We start from the raw sequence: 20302 nt of genomic DNA, 5'->3' as shown, positions 1-20302 counted from the left end.
AGCGGGGGCCGGTGCGCGGACCTATTGTTGCGGGTGGACGTCTGGTACCCGGCCCGAGTCGGGACTGGAACGAACATGGAGGACGACGGTGAATGCACCCACCACAGCCCCGCGACTGAAGGTCGGCATCGTGTCGGCCGGTCGCGTGGGCACGGCGCTCGGCGAGGCTTTGGCCGCCGCGCGGCACGACGTGGTCGCCGTGCACGCCCCCTCCGCCGCCGCCCAGGAGCGCGCTGCGCACCGCCTGCCCTTCGCCCGGCCGGGCACCGTTCCCGACGTCGTCGCCGCCGCCGAGCTGATCGTGCTGGCCGTCCCGGACACCGAACTGGCCGCCGTCGCCGACCAGCTGGCGCCGCTGGTGCGTCCGGGCCAGATCGTCGCCCACACCGCCGGTGCCCACGGCGTCCAGATCCTGGCTCCGCTGACCCGCGCCGGTGCCCTGGCACTGGCGATCCATCCGGCGATGACCTTCGTCGGCAGCGCCGAGGATCTGCCGCGTCTGACCGAATCGTGCTTCGGGATCACCGCCGCCGACGAGGTCGGCGAGGCCGTCGCGGCCGCACTGGTGCTGGAGCTGGGCGGGACCCCGGTGCGGATCGCCGAGGACCAGCGCACCCTCTATCACGCGGCCCTGGCGCACGGTGCCAACAATCTGATCGCGCTGATCACCGATGCCGTCACCGCCCTGCAGACCGCCATCGACGGCGCCGACGGGGCGGCCGACCGGGCGACCGTCGACGGCGGCGCCACCGGGCTGGGGGAGCAGATCCTGGGTCCGCTGGTGCGGGCCAGCCTGGAGAACGTGCTCGCGCTGGGCCCGGCGGCGCTCACCGGTCCGGTGGCACGCCGGGATCTGCCGACCGTGCAGCGTCACCTCAGCGCGCTGGCCGCACTCCACGATCCGGGTGTGGTGCGCGGCTACCGGACCCTGGCCGCCCGCGCGGCCACCCAATCGAACGCTCCCGCACGATTCCGCGACACGATAGAGGTGAGTTGAGTGACCGCGACCGTCATCGACGCCGCAGAGGCCCCGTACACCCCCGGTGCGCTGACCGTGCACCGCGACCCGGCCGCACTGCACCGGGTCAGCAAGGCACTGCGCGCCACCGGCAAGCGGGTCGCGCTGGTGCCCACGATGGGCGCCCTGCACGAGGGGCACCTGGAACTGGTGCGCACCGCCGCCGAACCCGGCAACACCGTGGTGATCGTGTCGATCTTCGTCAACCCGCTGCAGTTCGGGGCCGGGGAAGACCTCGACGCCTATCCGCGCACCTTCGATGCGGACGTCGCCGAACTGGCCGCCCTGGGCGTGCCGCTGGTCTTCGCGCCCACCGTCGCCCAGATGTACCCCACCGGGCCGCGCACCTCCATCCACCCGGGGGAAGCCGGCCGCGACCTGGAGGCCGCCGCCCGGCCCACTCACTTCTCCGGCATGCTCACCGTGGTGAACAAGCTGCTCAACATCACCGCCCCGAACGCCGCCTACTTCGGCGAGAAGGACTACCAGCAGCTGGTGCTGATCCGGCAGATGGTCACCGACCTGAACATGGACGTCGACGTCGTGGGGGTGCCGACCGTCCGCGAGGCCGACGGGCTGGCCCTGAGTTCCCGCAACCGGTACCTGTCGCCGCAACAGCGCGAAGCGGCCACCACCCTGTCGGCGGCACTGTTGGCCGGCGCCCACGCCGCCGAGGGCGGACCGCAGGCGGTGGTGGCGGCCGCACGCGCCGTCCTGGACACCGCACCGCAGATCGAGGTGGACTACCTGGAGGTGCGCGACCGGCACCTGGCACCGGCGCCCGAGACCGGCGACGGCCGCCTGCTGGTGGCCGCCCGCCTGGGCGAGACACGCCTGATCGACAACGTCGGCCTGGACCTGGGCGGTGTGCACCGCACCTACGACGATGACGCCGCAGAAGAGTTCTTCAGTCAGGGCACCGACCCGCAAACAGATGAGGGATAAGCAATGTTCCGCACCATGATGAAGTCCAAGATCCACCGCGCCACGGTGACGCAGGCCGACCTGCACTACGTCGGCTCGGTCACCATCGACGCCGATCTGCTCGATGCCGCCGGCCTGATCGAAGGCGAGCAGGTCGCGATCGTCGACATCGACAACGGCAACCGCCTGGAGACCTACGTGATCGAAGGCGAACGCGGTAGCGGCGTCATCGGGATCAACGGTGCCGCGGCCCATCTGGTGCACCCCGGCGACCTGGTGATCATCATCGCCTACGGCATCCTCAACGAGCAGGAGGTGCGTGACTACGCCCCGCAGGTGGTCTTCGTCGACGAGAGCAACCGGCCGGTCACCCTCAGCGACGATCCGGCCGATGTGCCCGCCGATTCGGGTCTGAAGGATCCGCGCCGGCTGGCCGACGCCCTGGCCTGACCGCCGCACCGATGCTCCTCACGGTCGACGTCGGAAACACGAACATCCACATCGGGGTGTTCGCGGGTTTCGGCGATCACGCCTCCTTGGTGCGGGACTGGCGCATTCACACCCAGCCGCACCTGACCGCCGATGAGCTCGCCCTCACCCTGCGCGGTCTGCTCGGCGACGATATCGAGCGCGTGACGGCGGTGGCCGCCCTCTCCACCGTCCCGTCCCTGCTGCGCGAGATCCGCGCGATGCTGCCCCGCTACTTCGGCGCCGGACCGCACGTGCTGCTCGAACCCGGCGTGCGCACCGGCCTGCCGCTGCTGGTGGACAACCCCAAGGAGGTCGGCACCGACCGCGTCGCCAATGCGATGGCGGCGGCGGCCACCCATCCGGGCCGCCCGTGCATCGTCGTGGCCTTCGGCACCGCCACCGTGGTCGACGCCGTCTCGGCCGCCGGCGAGTTCCTCGGCGGCGCGATCGCCCCCGGCGTGAACCTGGCCGTCGAGGCGCTCAGCGAACACACCGTCACCGTCCGCAAGGTGGAATTGCGGCGACCCCGCAGTGTGATCGGGAAGAACACTGTCGAGGCCCTGCAGTCGGGCATCCTGTTCGGCTTCGCCGGACAGGTCGACGCGTTGGTCGACCGGATCACCGCGCAGGTGCCCGGATTCGATACCCCCGATGTCGCCGTGATCGCCACCGGCTATCTGGCGCCGCTGATGTTCGACGAATGCGACACCCTCACCGAACACGTCCCGCATCTGAGCCTGGACGGGCTGCGCCGGGTGTACGAGCGCTCCCGGCAGGCACGGCGATGATCGGCGCCGGCGATCTGCAGGTCGGTGCCGTCTACCGGCTCGGGGAGTACGCGCTGACCGGCGACGACATCGTCGCCTTCGCCCGGCAGTGGGATCCGCAGTACTTTCACACCGACCCCGAAGCCGCGACGCACAGCCCCTACGGCGGATTGATCGCCAGCGGCATCCAGACCCTGGGGATCATGCAGCGGCTGTGCGTGGAAAGCGTGTACGCGCAGTGGAAGACGATCGCCGGGCGCACCCTGGACCAGGTGCAGTTCGCCCGTCCGGTCCGCCCCGGCGAGGTGCTCTCGGGCCTGGCCCGCATCGCCCAGATCACCCTGGACCGCGACCGCGGCCGCGGCGATGTGACCCTGGACATCGAGATGACCGTCGCCGACCGCACGGTGCTGTCGGCGCGCTGCATCGTCGTCGTGGCCGCCTGACCGCTCAGCGGTGCGGGTGGGCCAGCAGCAACTCGCAGTTGCGGTCGGCGGGCCGGCCGAGCAGATCGTCCTGGAAGTGCAGATCGTTGTAGCTCAGCTCGCGGTACAGGCTGGCCAGCCCGGCGGGCGAGAGATCGTCCTCGTCGGCAGTGTACGGGCTGTCGGCCTCGATGAGCGGGGTGAAGATACTCAGCGTGCCGTCCCGGTTGTCGGTGATCTCGATGATCCGGGCCAACTGCGGGAAGTCGATGTGGCTGGCAGTGTTGATCTCCCAGAAACTGTGCTTGGCGTTGGTGCTGCGGTGCGCGATCATCTCGTTCTTGTGAGTGTGGCCGTTGACCCAGGCGATCAGATTCCGATGCCGTTTGAGCATGGCGACCAGATCGGCGCCCAGATACTGGCGCTCACCCGGCGTCTCCGGATTGGGCAGCTTGGCGGTCATCGTGGCCGAGGTGTGGTGGCTGAACACCAGCACCAGTTCGTCCCGGAAACGCGTGAGCTGACGGTCGATCCAGCGCAGCTGCTTCTCACCCATCGAGCCGTCGGCGATACCCAGGCTGTTGGTGGTGTTCATCGCGATCCCGCGCACCCCCGGGGCGAGCTGGAAGGTGTACCAGGTGGGCCCGTCGGGTGCGGAGAAACCGTGGCCCACCGGACCGGCGCCCGTGGCCGACGGCGCGAAGTGGGCGCGGACGTATTGCTGTGGGGTGAAGGGACGACGACGCTCGTCGGGGGTGACCGCGAACGAGGGGCCGGTGATCGCCAACGTGTTCAGCAACGGTCCCAGCGCCGCCGGATTGGTGCGCAGCGCCCCGGCGATCTGGGCGACGGCCGGATCGGTGCCGGGCAGATCGAATTTGGTGCCCGAGAGGTACATCCAGTCCAGGACCCCGTTGGGGACGGTGCCCAGGAACTGGTCGTCGTGGTTGCCGAACACCGAATACCACGGCATGTTCAGGCCCGGGCTGCGGTGGGTGCGCATCGCCGCACGCAGCAGTCCCGGGATCTGCACGAAGCCGCGCTCCTTGTAGATGTCGCCGGACGGCAGCTCCGGCCGGTAGTACAGCTGCGAGCCGAGCGCCTGCACACCCTCGAAGCGGTCCTTCGCCCCCGTGTTCGGGGTGATATCGCCGCCGGACATCAGGTTCAGGAACCAGTCGAGTTCGATGTGCTCGTGGTTGTCGGTGTTATCGCCGGTGCTCACCACCGCGTCGAACCGGCGCCCGGTGAACGGTCCGGCCCCGACCTGGTTGATGCGGTTGATCAGTGCCACCGCACCCTGTGTGCCCAGGGCCTCCTGCGGCCGGTACGCCGGACCCTGGATCGGATGGACGTACTCGAAGCGGGCCGGACTCTGCACATCGGTGATGTGGATGTCGGTGGTCTGCACGAAGCAGGCCAGCGCGGTGCGGCGATCGTCGCGGCCGGTCCGCGCCGGCGCCAGCTCCTGACGCACGAACAGCGGCCACCCCGGGCCCTCGGTGAGTTTGCGGTAGCCGCCCTTGCGGGCCCGGCCCGGCACCGCGACCCGGGCCAGGGTGGTGCCGGCGGTGTTCGCCCCGGCCAACGCGCCCGGCTGCGCGGACACCAGTCCGCCGGCGCCGGCCGCAGCGACCGTTCCGGCGGCCATACCTGCGGCGGCCAGGAAGGTGCGGCGAGAGATTTCGGAGCGGCTGCGACGAGGAACGGAGTCCGGCATGGCCTCACAGTAGCCGCCGCACAATGAACGGGGAGCCGCTGCCGGGCATCGCCGGGAAGAATTGGCTGCTGCCCGATTCGGCGGTCTCAGCCGGGCAGGATCAGCTCGGCAAGGACCTGCGGATGCTCCGGGCTTCCGGGTGCCCGGCCCAGCAGGCGCAGGACGGTCTCGTCGGCGTCGCCGGACAGCTCACGCACGATCTGCGGCAGCACCAGCTCGAAGGAGCGGACCTGCCCGCCGAGGGCGGCGGTGCCGCGGACCCGGTCGGCGCTGACCTGGGCGAGTGCGACGTCGGTGACCGGGCAGTCCTGTTCGGCACCGGTGCCGCGCAGCTCCAGGACGGCCGGTACGCCGTCGGAGCGCCGCGCCCCGTCATCGCCTTCGACGATGGTGCGCAGCAACTGCGTCACCGCCACCGGATCGCCCAGCGCAGCGGTCACCCAGCGTTCGCCGAGCACGCTGTGGTCCATGCGGGTGAGGGTGTGCGCGGGATCGACCTCGGCCGGACGATAGGTCACCGGGAACTGCGCGGTACGGCCCTGGGCGTCGGGGCCCACGAGTACTTCGATCCCGACCACCCCGTCCGGATCGACCAGGCGGTAAGACCCGTGCAGCGCGCCGATCCCCGCGTGCCGGGCCGCGATCTCCTCCTTGGTCGGACTGAGTTCGGCGTCGTAGATCACTGCCACACCGCTCATGATCTTCCTCCTGCAGTGGTCGAAACGTTCGGGGTCGAAACGTTCGGGGTCGAAAAGTTCGGGGTCGAAAAGTTCGGTGGTCGAGACGTGATGCTCAGGCTAGTGCGATCGCGCCGGGAAGGGGCGCTCTCGGGCGCACAGCGGCGGCCGGCGGGCGCATCGGGGTCGGGGCGTCGTCGCTGTCCGGGGTGGACAGGCGATTAATCGCACCCGTGCACAAAACTCTTGGCCGGATCCGTCGGGGCTGGCAGACTGGGCCTCGTGATCATGAGCTGTCTGGAGTGTTGTCGCCGCTGACCCAGGTCGAGCGCCTTCCGGTGTTCCCTGTCCTCGCCCGCCACTTCCGCCGTACTCCGATCACCACAGGACTGTTCTTCCGATGACGCTCACCCTCGAGTTCCCCTCCCGTACCCTTCCTGCCGCCGCACCCGCACCGGCGATCCTGCCGGCGACGCCGGTCGTCTCCGTGCCCTCTGCCGGCGCTCCGCTGTCGGTCCAGCCCGGCGGATTCACCGCCGCCGTCGCGGCCGGGGCCGTCGTGGTGGATCTGCGCGACCGGGCGTCCCGGCATGCGCACGGCGCCCTGCTGGGCGCGCTGGCCCTGCCCCTGGACGAGGCTCTGACCGCCCTGACCCCGCACGGTCCGGCGGCCCTGCGCTCGGCGTCGACGACGGCCCGGTGGCTGATCGTCACCGAGGACGGGTACGACGCCGAATGGGTCGCCTGGCATCTGCAGGCGCGCGGCGTGCGCGGGACGCGTTTTCTGCTGGGGGGTCACCGTGCGCTGCGGGCCGCCCGGATCGCCCCGGCCGAGACCTCCGATGCGCACACTTTCTTCCTCTGATTGGCGGTCTGGCCTGCGGCGCGCCTACTGTGATACCTCGTGAGCGACCGCCAGCACCCGCCCGCCGGGGACCCCGAGACCGACGACCAGACTCCCGAGCAGCTGCGAATCCGCCGCGAGAAGCGGGCCCGGATCCTCGACGAGGGCCGCGAGGCGTACCCGGTCGGCGTCGGGCGCACGCACACCCTGGCCGAGCTGCGCGAACAGTACGACGGTCTGGAGGCCGGCACCGAGACCGGGGTGACCGCCGGGGTGGCCGGTCGCGTCATCTTTCTGCGCAACAAGGGCAAGCTGTGCTTCGCCACCCTGCAGGAGGGCGACGGCACCCAGCTGCAGGCGATGGTCAGTTTCAATGGGGTCGGGGAGGAGTCGCTGGCCCGGTGGAAGGCCGACGTCGACCTGGGCGACATCGTCTTCGTCCACGGTCAGGTGATCAGTTCGCGCACCGGTGAGCTGTCGGTGATGGCCGACGATTGGCAGATGGCCGCCAAGGCGCTGCGCCCGCTGCCGGTGGCGCACAAGGAGATGAGCGAGGAGGCGCGGGTCCGTCAGCGGTACGTCGACCTGATCGTGCGCCCGGAGGCCCGCGAGATGGCCCGGCTGCGCGTCAAGGTGATGGCGAAGCTGCGCGAGTTCATGACCGACCGCGGCTTCCTCGAGGTCGAGACGCCGATGCTGCAGACCCTGCACGGCGGCGCCGCCGCCCGGCCGTTCGTCACCCGGTCCAACGCCTTCGATATGGATCTGTACCTGCGGATCGCGCCGGAACTGTTCCTCAAGCGGTGCGTGGTCGGCGGCATCGACCGGGTCTTCGAGGTGAACCGCAACTTCCGCAACGAGGGCGCCGACTCCACGCATTCGCCCGAGTTCGCGATGATGGAGACCTACCAGGCCTACGGCGACTACAACGACTCGGCGACCATGACCCGCGAGCTGATCCAGGCCGTCGCCCTGGGCGCGCTGGGCACCCTGACCCCGACCATGCCCGACGGGTCGACCTACGACCTGGGGGGTGAGTGGCTCAGCGTCGAGATGTACCCGTCGCTGTCGGAGGCGCTCGGCCGCGAGATCGTGCCGGAGGTGACCACCGTCGAGGAACTGCTGGAGATCGCCGACCAGGTCGGTCTGCAGGTGCCCAAGGACAAGGGCTACGGGCACGGCAAACTGGTCGAGGAACTGTGGGAGCACCTGGTCGGGGCGAAGATCGATCAGCCGGTGTTCGTCCGCGACTTCCCGGTGGAGACCTCCCCGCTGGTGCGCGCGCATCGCAGCGTCCCCGGTGTGGTGGAGAAGTGGGATCTGTACGTTCGCGGTTTCGAATTGGCCACCGGCTACTCCGAGCTGATCGACCCGATCATCCAGCGTGAGCGGTTCGTCGACCAGGCACGTCTGGCGGCCGCCGGCGACGATGAGGCGATGGTGCTCGACGAGGAGTTCCTCACCGCGATGGAGTACGCGATGCCGCCGACCACCGGCACCGGCATGGGTCTGGACCGGCTGCTGATGGCGCTGACCGGTCTGGGTATCCGCGAGACGGTGCTCTTCCCGCTGGTCAAACCTCGCGTCGACTGAGTCCGTCGGCGGCGTCCGGGAGCAGTTCCCCGATCCGCCCGCGCAACTCCTCGTGGACGGCCGAGCGGATCGCCTGCACCGCCGCGCTGGACAGCCCCTCGCGGCGCGCGGCCAGGCAGAACTGCAGGCGCACGTCCACCTGATCGGGCAGCAGCCGGCGCAGCCGGGGGTGACGGCCGGCCACGAACGCCGGCAGCAACCCGATGCCGCCGCCGGCGCTGACCGCCTCCACCTGGGCGAAGACGCTGGTCGACATCAGCTTCGCCGGATTCTGCGGCAGATGCTTGTCCAGATCCAGGTCGCCGACCTGCAGCAGTGAGTCGACGTACCAGATCAGCGGATGCCGTTTCAGATCGGCCAATGAGGTCAATTCGCCGTATTCGGCCAGGTACTCCTCGGTGGCGTACAGGCCCAGTGTGTATTCGGTCAGGGTCTCGCTGACCAGGCGGCTGCTGGCCGGATTGCCCACGGCGATCACCACATCGAAGCCGGACTGGTGCAGATTGAGCTGGCGGGTCACCGTCAGCAGTTCCACCGTCAGATGCGGATGCCGCTGGCGCAACCGCACCAGCGCCGGGGCCACGAAGTAGGCGCCGAAAGCATCGGGAGCACTGACCCGGACATTGCCGCGCAGCGACTCCTCTTCGGCGCCGGCCACCACGTCCAGAGCGTGTTCGACGGCGGTCTCGATCGGGGTGGCGGTGGCTGCGACCAGCCGGCCCGATTCGGTCAGCTCCCAGCTCTGGGCGCCCTGTTCCACCAGCCGCACCCCCAGGGCCTGCTCCAGTGCCCGGACCCGCCGGGTCACCGTGCTGGCATCGACCCCCAGATCGGCGGCGGCCACGGTGCGGCTGCCGGTACGGGCGACGGCGAGGAGGTAGCGGAGGTCGTCGGCGCGGACATCGCGCGCCTCGGCGGGCGGTCGGGTCACAGTGCAATCATATGCCGGTTATCCCGGCTGCCCGTGCAGATCTGCACCGGCGGGGTGCGCCATTGGTCGTTGACCGGACCCCGGCGGAGTTGACAGGCTCAACGTCATGAGCCAGATCGTTCCCCACTTCATCGACGGTAAGCGTACCGACAGCATCGACGGACAGGATGGCGGTCGTACCGCCGACGTCTTCGTCCCCAGCACCGGAAAGGTCCGCGCGCAGGTCCCGCTGGCCACCACCGACGAGGTCGCCAAGGCGGTGGAGATCGCCGCCGCGGCCCAGCCGGCCTGGGCGGCCATGAACCCGCAGGCCCGGGCGCGGGTGATGATGCGCTTCGTCGATCTGGTGAATCAGAACGTCGACGAGCTGGCCGAGCTGCTGTCGCTCGAGCACGGTAAGACGCTGCCCGATGCGAAGGGTGACATCCAGCGCGGTCTGGAGGTGATCGAGTTCTCCATCGGCATCCCGCACCTGCTCAAGGGTGCCTACACCGAGGGTGCCGGCCGCGGAATCGACGTGTACTCCATGCGCCAGCCGCTGGGCGTGGTCGCCGGCATCACCCCGTTCAACTTCCCGGCGATGATCCCGCTGTGGAAGGCCGGCCCGGCGCTGGCCACCGGCAACGCCTTCATCCTCAAGCCCTCCGAGCGGGACCCGTCGGTGCCGGTCCGGCTGGCCGAGCTGTTCAGCGAGGCCGGTCTGCCCGACGGCATCTTCCAGGTGGTCCACGGCGATAAGGAGGCCGTCGACGCCTTGCTGACGCATCCGGAGGTCAAGGCCCTGGGCTTCGTCGGCAGCTCGGATATCGCCCAGTACATCTACGCCACCGCCGCGGCGGAGGGGAAGCGTTCGCAGTGCTTCGGCGGCGCCAAGAACCACATGATCATCCTGCCCGACGCCGACCTGGACCAGGCCGTCGACGCCCTGGTGGGCGCCGGCTACGGCAGCGCCGGCGAGCGCTGCATGGCCATCAGCGTGGCGGTGCCGGTCGGTGAGCAGACCGCGAACGCCCTGCGTGACAAGCTCGCGGCCAAGGTGCGCGAGCTGCGCGTCGGGCATTCGCTGGATCCGAAGTCCGACTACGGGCCGCTGATCACCCAGGCCGCCCTGGACCGGGTGCGCGGATACATCGACGCCGGTGTCGAGGCCGGCGCGGAGCTGGTGGTCGACGGCCGTGACCGCGGCGCCAGCGAGGAGAGCTTCGACGGCGAGGATCTGTCCGGCGGCTACTTCATCGGACCGACCCTGTTCGATCACGTCACCCCCGACATGTCGATCTACACCGACGAGATCTTCGGCCCGGTGGTCACCATCGTGCGCGCCCACGACTACGAGGAGGCGCTGGCGCTGCCGAACGAGCACGAGTACGGCAACGGCGTGGCGATCTTCACCCGCGACGGCGATGCGGCCCGCGACTTCACCTCCCGGGTCCAGGTCGGCATGGTCGGCGTGAACGTGCCGATCCCGGTGCCGGTGGCCTACCACACCTTCGGCGGCTGGAAGCGCTCCGGCTTCGGTGACCTGAACCAGCACGGTCCGGCGGCCATCGAGTTCTATACCAAGACCAAGACGGTCACCTCGCGCTGGCCGTCGGGCATCAAGGACGGCGCCGAGTTCGTCATCCCGACGATGGACTGAGCCGATGGCCGACGTTTCCGGAGACCTGAGTGGACTCGACGAGGACGCCCGCATCCTGGTGACCGCGGCCGCCGAGTTCGCGGCCAAGAAGCTCGCCCCGTTCGCGCTGGAGTGGGACGAGAGCAAGCACTTCCCGGTCGAGGAACTGCGCCAGGCCGCCGAACTGGGGATGGGCGCGATCTACTGCCGCGAGGATGCGGGCGGATCGGGTCTGAGCAGGCTCGACGGCGTGCGGATCTTCGAGCAGCTGGCCTACGCCGATCCGGCGGTGGCCTCGTTCCTGTCCATCCACAACATGTGTGCGGCCATGGTCGACTCCTACGGCACCGAGGAGCAGCGTCACCAGTGGCTGCCGCGGCTGGCCTCGATGGAGACCGTCGCCTCCTACTGCCTCACCGAACCCGGGGCCGGCTCGGATGCGGCGGCGCTGACCACCCGGGCCCGTCGCGACGGCGACGAGTACGTGCTGACCGGGGTCAAACAGTTCATCTCCGGGGCCGGAGCCTCGGATCTGTACGTGGTGATGGCCCGCACCGGTGACACCGGACCCAAGGGGATCTCCACGTTCCTGGTCGAAAAGGGCAGTGCCGGACTGAGTTTCGGTGCGCAGGAACGCAAGATGGGCTGGCACGCCCAGCCCACCGCGCAGGTGATCTTCGACGAGGTCCGGGTGCCGGCGGCCAATCTGCTCGGCGCCACCGAGGGCATCGGTTTCGGGATCGCCATGAACGGGCTCAACGGCGGGCGGCTGAACATCGCCGCGGCCTCCCTGGGCGGGGCGCAGGCCGCCAACGACAAAGCCGTCGACTACGTGGCCTCGCGCCGGGCCTTCGGCGGAGCACTGATCGACGAGCCCACCATCCGGTTCACCCTGGCCGATATGGCCACCGGTCTGCAGACCTCCCGGTTGATGCTCTGGCATGCCGCGGCCGCCCTGGACGCCGACGCCCCCGGCAAGGTGGAACAGTGCGCGATGGCCAAACGCTATGTGACCGACACCTGCTACACCGTCGCCGATCAGGCACTGCAACTGCACGGCGGCTACGGGTACCTCACCGAATACGGGGTCGAGAAGATCGTCCGGGATCTGCGGGTGCACCGCATCCTGGAGGGAACCAACGAGATCATGCGCGTGGTGCTGGGCCGCGCGATCGCCAAAGGAGTGAACTGACGTGAGCACCGCGACATCGCCGACGACCATCGCCTTCCTCGGCCTGGGCAATATGGGCGGCCCGATGGCCGCGAACCTGGTGCGCGCCGGGCACACCGTGCGCGGCTTCGACCCGGTGCCCGGCGCCCGCGAGACCGCGACGCAGCACGGCTGCGCGGCCTTCGACTCGGTCGCCGAGGCCGTCGAGGGGGCGGGGGTGATCATCACCATGCTGCCGTCCGGCGCGATCGTACGGGCGGTGTACGACCAGGTGCTGCCGGCCGCCGCGGCCGGGGCGCTGCTGATCGACAGTTCGACGATCTCGGTCGACGACGCCCGCGCGGTGCACGAGCAGGCCGAACGGGCCGGGTTCGGTCAGGTCGACGCCCCGGTCTCCGGCGGCGTCAAGGGGGCCACCGCCGGCACCCTGGCATTTATGGTCGGCGGCTCCGAGCAGGCCTTCGCTCAGGCCAGCCAGGTGCTCGAGCCGATGGCCGGCAAGGTGATCCACTGCGGTGATACCGGTGCCGGCCAGGCCGCCAAGGTGTGCAACAACATGCTGCTGGCGGTGCAGCAGATCGCCGTCGGGGAGGCCTTCGTCCTCGCCGAGAAGCTGGGTCTGTCGGCGCAGGCGCTCTACGACGTCGTCACCGGCGCCACCGGGAACTGCTGGGCGCTGGAGACCAACTGCCCGGTGCCCGGGCCGGCGCCGGCATCCCCGGCCAACAACGCCTTCGCCCCCGGCTTCGCCACCGCACTGATGAACAAGGACCTGGGGCTGGCGATGGACGCGGTCGGCTCCACCGGGGCGCAGGCGCCGCTGGGCTCCCACGCTGCCGACCTCTACGGTCGGTTCGCCGCCGACCACGGAGACCTGGACTTCTCAGCCATCATCGACACGTTGCGCTGACCGGATCGACGGACTCCCGGCGGCCGGTGCCGACGGGGTCCTCGGCGGCCACGGCGCGCGAGGACACCGAGGACAGCGCCGGCCGGCCGGGACCGAGGAAGACCAGCAGCAGCAGCGCCCAGCAGAACAGGGCGGCCGACTCGCCGCCGTTCTGGATCGGCAGCAGGCCCTGGTCCTGGTGCATCCAGAAGTAGGCGACGGCCATGGCGCCCGACCCGAGGAAGGCGGCGCTGCGGGTGCCGGCCCCGAGCATGATCAGCGCGCCGGCGACGAACTCGATGGCACCGGCCCACCAGCTCGGCCACGCCCCGAACTCGGCGGCCGCACCGCCGTAGGGCCCGGTGAACCAGCCGAAGAGCGTCGAGACGCCGTGGCTGAAGAACAGGAAGCCCAGAACGATCCGGAAGATGCCCAGAGCCCACGGCGCCGCACGATCTAGATAGGTAAGCATTGCCTAATACTTACGGCTCGACGGCGCCGGGCGACACCCTCTGTGGGCAGCGTCACTGAACGCCGGTCAGCTCAGATCCCTCTTGAGGATCTTGCCGGAGGCGTTGCGCGGGAAGTCGTCGACGAACTCCACCGTCCGCGGGACCTTGAAGTTCGCCAGGTGGGCGGCCGCGTATTCCAGGACCTCCTCGACGGTCACCACCGCATCGGGACGCCGGGTCAGATAGGCCTTGCCCACCTCGCCCAGCCGCTCGTCGGGGACCCCGATCACCGCGGCCTCGGTGATGCCGGGGACCCGGACGAGGGTCTGTTCCACCTCGGCGGGGTAGACGTTGAAGCCGCCGCAGATGTACATGTCCTTGAGCCGGTCGGTGATCGACAGGTTCCCGTGCTCGTCCAGCCGCCCGATGTCGCCGGTGTGCAGCCAGCCGTCGGCGTCGACGGCTGCGGCCGTGGCCTCCGGGTCGTTGAGGTAGCCGCGCATCACCATCGCGCCGCGCGCGAGCACCTCGTCGTTGCGGCCCAGGCGCACCTGCATGCCCGGATAGGGTCGCCCGCAGGTGGTGGCGACGGTGAGCGCATCGTCGCCGGCGGTGCAGGTGGTGATGAAGCCGCTGGTCTCGGTCTGCCCGTAGGCGGTGATCACGGTGTCCACGCCGAGCTGCTGCAGTCGCTCGATCAGCACCACCGGCACGATGGTCGCGCCGGTGACGATCAGGCGCAGGCTGTCCAGATCGCCGGGGGTGCGGTCCGGATCGTCCAGGATGGTCTGGAAGATCGTCGGGGCGCCGGGAAAGACGGTGATGCGCTCGGCGGCCACCAGCTCGCGGGCGCGGGCCGGGGAATAGACGGCCAGCGGATGCATCGTCGTACCGAACAGGACCGCGGGCAGGATGCCGGCCTTGTAGCCGAAGGTGTGGAAGAACGGGTTGACCATCAGATAGCGATCGCCGGGTCCCAGGCCGCCGTTGGCTCCCCAGGCGTGGGCGCCGGCGACGGTCTGCCGGTGTTCGGCCAGCACGCCCTTGGGGGCACCGGTGGTCCCCGAGGTGAACAGGATGTCGCTGAGATCGTCGGGGGCCACGGCCGCGGCGCGGGACCGTCCGATCGCGATGCTCGCCGGAGTGGCTGCGGCCAGAAAGGCGTCCCAGCCGAGCAGATCGACGGCGCTGCCTGCGGCGGGCAGGTCCGTGACCAGCGGGATCCCGATCACGGTCCGGTGGTCGGCGAGGGGGGAGGCCAGCACCTCGGCGAGCCGGTCGACACCGGCGAATTCACCGGCGGCGACCACCACCAGTGCCCCGGAACGGTCGACGATGTCGCGGGCCTCGGTGACCGTGTACCGGGTGTTGAGCGGGACCAGCACCGCGCCGGCGCAGTGGGTGCCCAGTGCGGCGACCGGCCAGTGCCAGCTGTTGGGCGCCCAGACGGCCACCCGGTCACCGGGCTCGACGCCCAGTTCCACCAGGGCGCCGGCGAAGGTCTCGGCCAGTTCGGCCAGCTCGCTCCAGCTCAGATCGACCGGCCGGTCCCACTGGTGATCGCGGATCGCCGGGGCGTCGGGCCAGCGCTCGCGGGCTCGGTGCAGGGCGGCCGGGGTGGTCGAGGGGGTCGGCGACATATCTAAAACCTAGCAAGTGCTTGGTAGGTTAGGCTAGCGGGTATGACCCCCGGAAACGCCGGCGTGGAGCTGGCCGATCGACACCTCGACCTCGGTGAATGGGCTGCGGCCACCCCCGATGCCGATGCCGTCTTCGCCGCCGCCGTGCGTCGCTGGCTGGCCGAGAACCTGACCGGACGTTTCGCGCAGCTGCGGGGTCGGGGCGGTCCCGGCAGCGAGCACGAGTTCTTCGCCGAGCGGCTGGAGTGGGACCGCCACCTGGCCGCCGCCGGCTGGACGTGTCTGGGCTGGCCGGTCGCCCACGGTGGGCGCGGCGCCACTCTTGCGCAGCGGATCATCTTCCATCAGGAGTATGCGCGCGCCAACGCTCCGGCGCGGGTGAATCATCTGGGCGAGGAACTGCTGGGGCCCACGCTGATCGAGTACGGCACCGCAGCGCAGTGCGAGCGCTTCCTGCCGGGCATCGTCGACGTCACCGAGCTGTGGGCGCAGGGATATTCCGAACCCGGTGCCGGCAGTGATCTGGCGGCGGTGCGCACCACCGCCGTGCTCGATGCCGATGCCGGCCGCTGGGTGATCAACGGGCAGAAGATCTGGACCTCGCTGGCGCACCTGTCGCAGTGGGCCTTCGTGATCGCCCGCACCGATCCGCAGTCCACCCGGCACCGGGGGCTGAGCTTTCTGCTGGTGCCGCTGGATCAGCCGGGCGTCACCATCCGGCCGATCCAGCAGATCACCGGCACCAGCGAGTTCAACGAGGTCTTCTTCGACGACGCGACCACCGAGGCCGAACTGATCGTGGGGTCGCCCGGGGACGGCTGGACGGTCGCGATGGGGCTGCTGCAGTTCGAGCGCGGCGTCTCCACCCTCGGCCAGCAGGTGGGCTTCGCCCGGGAACTCGACGACCTGATCGCCGTGGCCAAGAGCAACGGTGCCGCCGACGATCCGGAGATCGCCGCCCGACTGCGCCGGGCCCGCATCGGGCTGATGGTGATGGAGGCCAACGCACGCCGCACCCTGGCCGGGGACATCGTCTCAGCGGCCGGCGCGGCCTCGGTGGCCAAACTCCTGTGGGCCGGCTGGCATCGCGATCTGGGGCAACTGGCCGCCGATGTGGTCGGCGCGCCGATCCTGCTGGGCCCCTCGCACACCTCCGAGGGGCGGGCCAACGACCTGGCCGACCCCGACCACGTCGAACTCGACGACTGGCAGCGGCTGCTGCTGTTCACCCGCGCCGACACCATCTACGGGGGATCCAACGAGGTGCAGCGCAACATCATCGCCGAGCGCGTGCTCGGCCTGCCCCGAGAGGCCCGCCCATGAGCGCCGACCGTCCCGTCTCGCCCCTGGCCACCCCGCCCACCGAGATCGCCGGACACGATCTGCTGGCCGGCAAGAAGGCCGTGGTCACCGCGGCCGCCGGCACCGGCATCGGTTTCGCCACGGCCCGCCGGCTGCTCCTGGAAGGCGCCGACGTGCTGGTCTCGGACTTCCACGAACGACGCCTGGACGAGACGGTGGCGACCCTGACCGCGCAGTTCCCCGACCGGGCGATCCATGCGCAGGTCTGTGACGTCTCCAGCACCGCGCAGGTCGACGATCTGATCGCCGGAGCCGCCCAGCAGCTGGGCCGCATCGACGTGCTGGTCAACAATGCGGGCCTGGGCGGGGAGACCCCGGTGGCCGAGATGACCGATGAGCAGTGGGACCGCGTCCTGGACATCACGTTGAACAGCACCTTCCGCGCCACCCGCGCGGCGCTGCGCTACTACCGCGAGTCCGGTGCCGGCGGGGTCATCGTCAACAACGCCTCGGTGCTGGGCTGGCGGGCCCAGCGCGGGCAGGCGCACTATGCCGCGGCCAAGGCCGGAGTGATGGCCCTGACCCGCTGTTCGGCCGTGGAGGCCGCCGACTACGGGGTGCGGATCAACGCCGTCGCCCCGTCGATCGCCCGCCACCCCTTCCTGGCCAAGGTCACCAGCGACGAGCTGCTCGACTCGCTCGCCGCCCGGGAGGCCTACGGCCGGGCCGCCGAGGTGTGGGAGATCGCCGCGACGATCGCCATGCTGGCCTCGGACTACACGACGTACCTGACCGGCGAGGTGGTCTCCATCTCCAGTCAGCGCGCCTGAACCGACCCCGGCGCCCCGCCCCGGCGGCGGCGCACCGCTACTGCCCAGGAGATCTCTCATGTCCAGCCCTCAGGCCTACATCGTCGACGCCGTCCGCACCCCGGTCGGCAAGCGCAACGGCTCCCTGGCCAAGGTGCACCCGGCCGATCTGGGTGCGCACGTCATCTCGGCGATCGTCGAGCGCACCGGCATCGACCCGGAGGTGGTCGACGACGTGATCTTCGGCTGCGTCGACACCATCGGCCCGCAGGCCGGCAACATCGCGCGGACGGCCTGGCTGGCCGCCGGTATGCCGCTGGGCGTGCCGGGCACCACCGTCGACCGCCAGTGCGGCTCCAGCCAGCAGGCCATCCACTTCGCCGCGCAGGCGGTGATGAGCGGCACACAGGACGTGGTGCTCGCCGGCGGCGTCCAGAACATGAGCGCCATCCCGATCAGCCAGGCCATGATCGCCGGACAGGAGTTCGGGTTCACCACGCCGTTCGCCGAGTCGGCCGGCTGGCAGGCACGTTTCGGCGATGCGCAGGTGAGCCAGTTCGTCGGCGCCGACATGATGGCCAAACGCTGGGGCATCGGCCGCTCGGAGATGGAGGAGTGGGCGCTGGGCAGTCACGAGCGAGCCCGCGCCGCCATCGCCGCCGGCCGCTTCGACAACGAATACGTCCCGCTCGGCGACTGCGTGGTCGACGAGACCCCGCGTCAGACCAGTCTGGAGAAGATGGCCTCGCTCGACGTGCTGCTGGAGGGCTCGGAGCTGACCGCGGCGATGGCCTCGCAGATCTGCGACGGCGCCTCGGCGACCCTGGTGGTCTCGCAGGACGCCCTCGAGCGCTACGGCCTCACCCCGCGGGCGCGTATCCATCACATGAGCGTGCGCGGCGACGACCCGGTGATGATGCTCTCGGCGCCGATCCCGGCCACCGCGTACGCCCTCGACAAGGCCGGGATGACGATCGACGACATCGACGTCGTCGAGATCAACGAGGCCTTCGCCCCGGTGGTGCTGGCCTGGCTCAAGGAGACCGGCGCCGATCCGGCGACGGTCAACCCTAACGGCGGCGGCATCGCACTGGGGCATCCGCTGGGGGCCACCGGCGCCAAACTCTTCGCCACTCTGCTCAACGAACTCGAGCGCACCGGCGGCCGCTACGGACTGCAGACCATGTGCGAGGGCGGCGGCACCGCCAATGTGACCATCATCGAACGACTGGGCTGAGGCTGCCGCCTGTTCGCGCTCAGGGGTACAGTCACCGAGGATGCGGCCTGTGACACGGGACACGGACTCGCGTAGTATTGACACGATCCCTAGATTTCGTCTCATGGGCTGAATTGACCGACCTGAGTGGAGGAACATCATGACCAAGCCGGCAGAGGTGAGTGTGCGTGCGGGAGACAAGGTCTCGTCCGAATCGCATTCCCTGAGCGAGCTGCTCGAGATTCAGAAGGCGGCGTTCCTGCGCGACGGCATTCCGGACGCCAAGACCCGGATCGACCGGATCAACCGCCTCGGCCAGCTTCTGCTGGACAACGAGGACGCCATCAGCGAGGCGCTGGCCGCCGACTTCGGTACCCGTCCGCGGGAACTGTCGGTCGCCACCGACGTGGCCGGCTGCCTGATCGACCTGACCCACCAGCGTCGCCACGCCGCCGAGTGGATGAAGACCACCAACGTCTCGAAGATTCAGGGACTGCTGGGCTTCAAGCAGCGCCTGCGCCACGATCCGCTCGGTGTGGTCGGCATCATGGGCCCGTGGAACTTCCCGCTGCAGCTGACCTTTGTCCCGGCCGGTTCGGCCTTCGCCGCCGGTAACCGCGTCCTGATGCGTCCGTCGTCGGTCACCCGCCGCACCACCGAGGTGATCGCCCGCCTGGCCCCGGACTACTTCAGCATCGAAGAGCTCGCCGTGGTCACCTCCGCGCACGGCGGCGGCGCCGAGTTCGCCAAGCTTCCGGTGGACCACATGTTCTTCACCGGCTCGCCCGAGGTCGGCTCCTCGGTCGCCCAGGAGGCGGCCAAGAACCTGGTGCCGGTCACCCTGGAGCTGGGCGGCAAGAACCCGGCCATCGTCGACCTGGACACCGACATCACCGAGGCCGCCAACTTCCTGGCCGATGCCCGGATGATCAACGGCGGTCAGGTCTGCCTGTGCCCGGACTACGTCTTCGTGCCCGAGAGCAAGGTCGGCGAGTTCACCGACAAGGTGATGGCGCGCTGGACCAAGAACTTCCCGACGATCGTCGACAACGGGCAGTACACCTCGACGATCAACGAGAAGAACTACACGCGCATCGTCGGCCTGATCGACGATGCCGTGAGCCTGGGCGCCACCAAGCACCAGGTCATCCCGGCCGGTGAGACGCTGCCGAATGCCGCCGAGCGTAAGATCCCGCCGACCCTGCTGACCGGGGTCAAGGCCGGAATGAAGATCGAAGAGGACGAGGTCTTCGGCCCGGTGCTCACGGTCTACCCGTACCGCAACCAGTCCGAAGCGATCGACAAGATCAACTCCGCCGGCCACCCGCTGACCCTGTACTGGGTCGGGAAGGACAACGAGCGCCTGGAGTTCGTCGCCGAGCACACCCGCAGCGGCTCGATCAGTGGCAACGACTTCGCTCTGCACCTGCTGTCGGGCGGACTGCCGTTCGGCGGCGTCGGCCGCTCCGGCATGGGCAACTACCACGGTCGATACGGCTTCGAGACCTTCAGCCACGCGCGGGCGGTCACCGTCTCGAGCATGCCGATCAAGTTCGCCGAACTGGTGTCGGCGCCGTTCACCAAGAGCGATGTCCGGATGACCAACATGCAGATGAAGATGTGGAAGTTCCTGAACGGACGCGCCTCGCGCAAGTCCGCTCGCTGACCTGCCGGTCTGCTCGGCGGATTCGGACCGCTGTCACGGTGCCCCGGTGATCTGATCACCGGGGCACCGTGCTGTCTAGCCTGCGGCCGCAGACCGGCCGCTGAGGGCGGCGATTCCGGTCGGCGCTGCGGTGTCGCGGCCCATGTCGGCATGTCGCCGCCGCGGGCGG

General features: G+C 69.8%; 19 protein-coding genes. 14 read left to right on the top strand and 5 right to left on the bottom strand.

The window, feature by feature from the left end; all coding sequences use genetic code 11:
• Positions 1-88: 88 nt before the first annotated feature.
• Genes GOHSU_RS10630 through GOHSU_RS10610 form a run of 5 tightly spaced genes read left to right on the top strand, consistent with a single transcriptional unit; the run spans position 89 to position 3626 of the window.
• The gene (locus tag GOHSU_RS10630; RefSeq protein WP_005941065.1) at positions 89-997 is read left to right on the top strand and encodes a Rossmann-like and DUF2520 domain-containing protein; all 909 of its coding nucleotides are present in this window, start codon (positions 89-91) and stop codon (positions 995-997) included.
• Positions 998-1963 (top strand): pantoate--beta-alanine ligase, encoded by a 966-nt coding sequence (gene panC, locus GOHSU_RS10625; RefSeq protein ID WP_005941062.1) that lies wholly within the window; start codon positions 998-1000, stop codon positions 1961-1963. It begins immediately after the preceding gene.
• A 3-nt stretch (positions 1964-1966) separates the two neighbouring features.
• Entirely contained in the window at positions 1967-2392 is a 426-nt protein-coding gene (panD, locus tag GOHSU_RS10620) for an aspartate 1-decarboxylase (RefSeq protein ID WP_005941059.1), read from the top strand.
• Positions 2393-2403: 11 nt separating this feature from the next.
• Positions 2404-3201, top strand: coding sequence for a type III pantothenate kinase (locus GOHSU_RS10615; RefSeq protein ID WP_005941055.1), 798 nt, complete (start codon positions 2404-2406; stop codon positions 3199-3201).
• Positions 3198-3626, top strand: coding sequence for a MaoC/PaaZ C-terminal domain-containing protein (locus GOHSU_RS10610; RefSeq protein WP_005941052.1), 429 nt, complete (start codon positions 3198-3200; stop codon positions 3624-3626). Before GOHSU_RS10615 ends, GOHSU_RS10610 begins: the two co-directional genes overlap by 4 nt.
• A 4-nt stretch (positions 3627-3630) precedes the next feature.
• On the opposite strand, the gene GOHSU_RS10605 is transcribed toward GOHSU_RS10610, so the two are convergent.
• Together GOHSU_RS10605 and GOHSU_RS10600 are read right to left on the bottom strand one after the other, a co-directional pair.
• Positions 3631-5325, bottom strand: coding sequence for a TIGR03767 family metallophosphoesterase (locus tag GOHSU_RS10605; protein WP_029759789.1), 1695 nt, complete (start codon positions 5323-5325; stop codon positions 3631-3633).
• 86 nt (positions 5326-5411) lie between these two features.
• Entirely contained in the window at positions 5412-6023 is a 612-nt protein-coding gene (locus GOHSU_RS10600) for a CG0192 family protein (RefSeq protein WP_005941047.1), read from the bottom strand.
• 379 nt (positions 6024-6402) lie between these two features.
• Between GOHSU_RS10600 and GOHSU_RS10595 the strand changes: the two genes are divergently transcribed.
• The gene (locus GOHSU_RS10595; RefSeq protein ID WP_005941044.1) at positions 6403-6867 is read left to right on the top strand and encodes a hypothetical protein; all 465 of its coding nucleotides are present in this window, start codon (positions 6403-6405) and stop codon (positions 6865-6867) included.
• 39 nt (positions 6868-6906) lie between these two features.
• Entirely contained in the window at positions 6907-8439 is a 1533-nt protein-coding gene (gene lysS, locus GOHSU_RS10590) for a lysine--tRNA ligase (protein ID WP_005941041.1), read from the top strand.
• On the opposite strand, the gene GOHSU_RS10585 is transcribed toward lysS, so the two are convergent.
• Positions 8420-9370, bottom strand: a complete 951-nt coding sequence (locus tag GOHSU_RS10585; RefSeq protein ID WP_005941038.1) for a LysR family transcriptional regulator — start codon at positions 9368-9370, stop codon at positions 8420-8422. The two genes, lysS and GOHSU_RS10585, sit on opposite strands and share 20 nt — an antisense overlap.
• Positions 9371-9476: 106 nt before the next feature.
• Here GOHSU_RS10585 and GOHSU_RS10580 point away from each other — a divergent pair, with 106 nt between their 5' ends.
• Genes GOHSU_RS10580 through mmsB form a run of 3 tightly spaced genes read left to right on the top strand, consistent with a single transcriptional unit; the run spans position 9477 to position 13069 of the window.
• Positions 9477-11009 carry a CoA-acylating methylmalonate-semialdehyde dehydrogenase gene (locus GOHSU_RS10580; protein WP_005941035.1) on the top strand — a complete coding sequence of 511 codons (1533 nt, stop codon included), beginning with the start codon at positions 9477-9479 and terminating at the stop codon, positions 11007-11009.
• A gap of 4 nt (positions 11010-11013) precedes the next feature.
• Positions 11014-12180, top strand: coding sequence for an acyl-CoA dehydrogenase family protein (locus GOHSU_RS10575; RefSeq protein WP_005941033.1), 1167 nt, complete (start codon positions 11014-11016; stop codon positions 12178-12180).
• Position 12181: 1 nt separating this feature from the next.
• Positions 12182-13069 carry a 3-hydroxyisobutyrate dehydrogenase gene (gene mmsB / locus GOHSU_RS10570; protein WP_005941030.1) on the top strand — a complete coding sequence of 296 codons (888 nt, stop codon included), beginning with the start codon at positions 12182-12184 and terminating at the stop codon, positions 13067-13069.
• Here mmsB and GOHSU_RS10565 read toward each other — a convergent pair.
• Together GOHSU_RS10565 and GOHSU_RS10560 are read right to left on the bottom strand one after the other, a co-directional pair.
• Positions 13050-13520 (bottom strand): DoxX family protein, encoded by a 471-nt coding sequence (locus tag GOHSU_RS10565; protein WP_005941027.1) that lies wholly within the window; start codon positions 13518-13520, stop codon positions 13050-13052. The genes mmsB and GOHSU_RS10565 overlap by 20 nt on opposite strands.
• Positions 13521-13586: 66 nt before the next feature.
• The gene (locus GOHSU_RS10560; RefSeq protein WP_005941024.1) at positions 13587-15140 is read right to left on the bottom strand and encodes a FadD3 family acyl-CoA ligase; all 1554 of its coding nucleotides are present in this window, start codon (positions 15138-15140) and stop codon (positions 13587-13589) included.
• 42 nt (positions 15141-15182) lie between these two features.
• Here GOHSU_RS10560 and GOHSU_RS10555 point away from each other — a divergent pair, with 42 nt between their 5' ends.
• The 4 genes from GOHSU_RS10555 to GOHSU_RS10540 all read left to right on the top strand — a co-directional run bounded on the left by GOHSU_RS10555 (position 15183) and on the right by GOHSU_RS10540 (position 20133).
• Positions 15183-16463 (top strand): acyl-CoA dehydrogenase family protein, encoded by a 1281-nt coding sequence (locus tag GOHSU_RS10555; RefSeq protein WP_005941022.1) that lies wholly within the window; start codon positions 15183-15185, stop codon positions 16461-16463.
• The gene (locus tag GOHSU_RS10550; RefSeq protein ID WP_005941019.1) at positions 16460-17272 is read left to right on the top strand and encodes an SDR family oxidoreductase; all 813 of its coding nucleotides are present in this window, start codon (positions 16460-16462) and stop codon (positions 17270-17272) included. The genes GOHSU_RS10555 and GOHSU_RS10550 overlap by 4 nt, the downstream gene beginning before the upstream one ends.
• A gap of 58 nt (positions 17273-17330) precedes the next feature.
• Positions 17331-18488, top strand: a complete 1158-nt coding sequence (locus GOHSU_RS10545; protein WP_005941016.1) for an acetyl-CoA C-acetyltransferase — start codon at positions 17331-17333, stop codon at positions 18486-18488.
• Positions 18489-18627: 139 nt separating this feature from the next.
• Entirely contained in the window at positions 18628-20133 is a 1506-nt protein-coding gene (locus tag GOHSU_RS10540; protein ID WP_005941012.1) for an aldehyde dehydrogenase family protein, read from the top strand.
• The last annotated feature ends 169 nt before the right edge of the window (positions 20134-20302 follow it).

This window comes from Gordonia hirsuta DSM 44140 = NBRC 16056, assembly GCF_000333015.1.
Lineage (GTDB): Bacteria > Actinomycetota > Actinomycetes > Mycobacteriales > Mycobacteriaceae > Gordonia > Gordonia hirsuta.
This window is presented reverse-complemented; position numbering and strand designations above follow the sequence as displayed.

Excerpts from the sequence above, each read along its gene's own strand:
- GOHSU_RS10545 (WP_005941016.1), top strand. The coding sequence starts at position 17,331 with ATGTCCAGCCCTCAGGCCTACATCGTCGACGCCGTCCGCACCCCGGTC.
- GOHSU_RS10550 (WP_005941019.1), top strand. The coding sequence starts at position 16,460 with ATGAGCGCCGACCGTCCCGTCTCGCCCCTGGCCACCCCGCCCACCGAG.
- GOHSU_RS10555 (WP_005941022.1), top strand. The coding sequence starts at position 15,183 with ATGACCCCCGGAAACGCCGGCGTGGAGCTGGCCGATCGACACCTCGAC.
- GOHSU_RS10595 (WP_005941044.1), top strand. The coding sequence starts at position 6,403 with ATGACGCTCACCCTCGAGTTCCCCTCCCGTACCCTTCCTGCCGCCGCA.
- GOHSU_RS10615 (WP_005941055.1), top strand. The coding sequence starts at position 2,404 with ATGCTCCTCACGGTCGACGTCGGAAACACGAACATCCACATCGGGGTG.
- GOHSU_RS10540 (WP_005941012.1), top strand. The coding sequence starts at position 18,628 with ATGACCAAGCCGGCAGAGGTGAGTGTGCGTGCGGGAGACAAGGTCTCG.
- GOHSU_RS10605 (WP_029759789.1), bottom strand. The coding sequence starts at position 5,325 with ATGCCGGACTCCGTTCCTCGTCGCAGCCGCTCCGAAATCTCTCGCCGC.
- GOHSU_RS10580 (WP_005941035.1), top strand. The coding sequence starts at position 9,477 with ATGAGCCAGATCGTTCCCCACTTCATCGACGGTAAGCGTACCGACAGC.
- GOHSU_RS10610 (WP_005941052.1), top strand. The coding sequence starts at position 3,198 with ATGATCGGCGCCGGCGATCTGCAGGTCGGTGCCGTCTACCGGCTCGGG.
- GOHSU_RS10560 (WP_005941024.1), bottom strand. The coding sequence starts at position 15,140 with ATGTCGCCGACCCCCTCGACCACCCCGGCCGCCCTGCACCGAGCCCGC.
- GOHSU_RS10565 (WP_005941027.1), bottom strand. The coding sequence starts at position 13,520 with ATGCTTACCTATCTAGATCGTGCGGCGCCGTGGGCTCTGGGCATCTTC.
- GOHSU_RS10575 (WP_005941033.1), top strand. The coding sequence starts at position 11,014 with ATGGCCGACGTTTCCGGAGACCTGAGTGGACTCGACGAGGACGCCCGC.
- GOHSU_RS10600 (WP_005941047.1), bottom strand. The coding sequence starts at position 6,023 with ATGAGCGGTGTGGCAGTGATCTACGACGCCGAACTCAGTCCGACCAAG.
- panD (WP_005941059.1), top strand. The coding sequence starts at position 1,967 with ATGTTCCGCACCATGATGAAGTCCAAGATCCACCGCGCCACGGTGACG.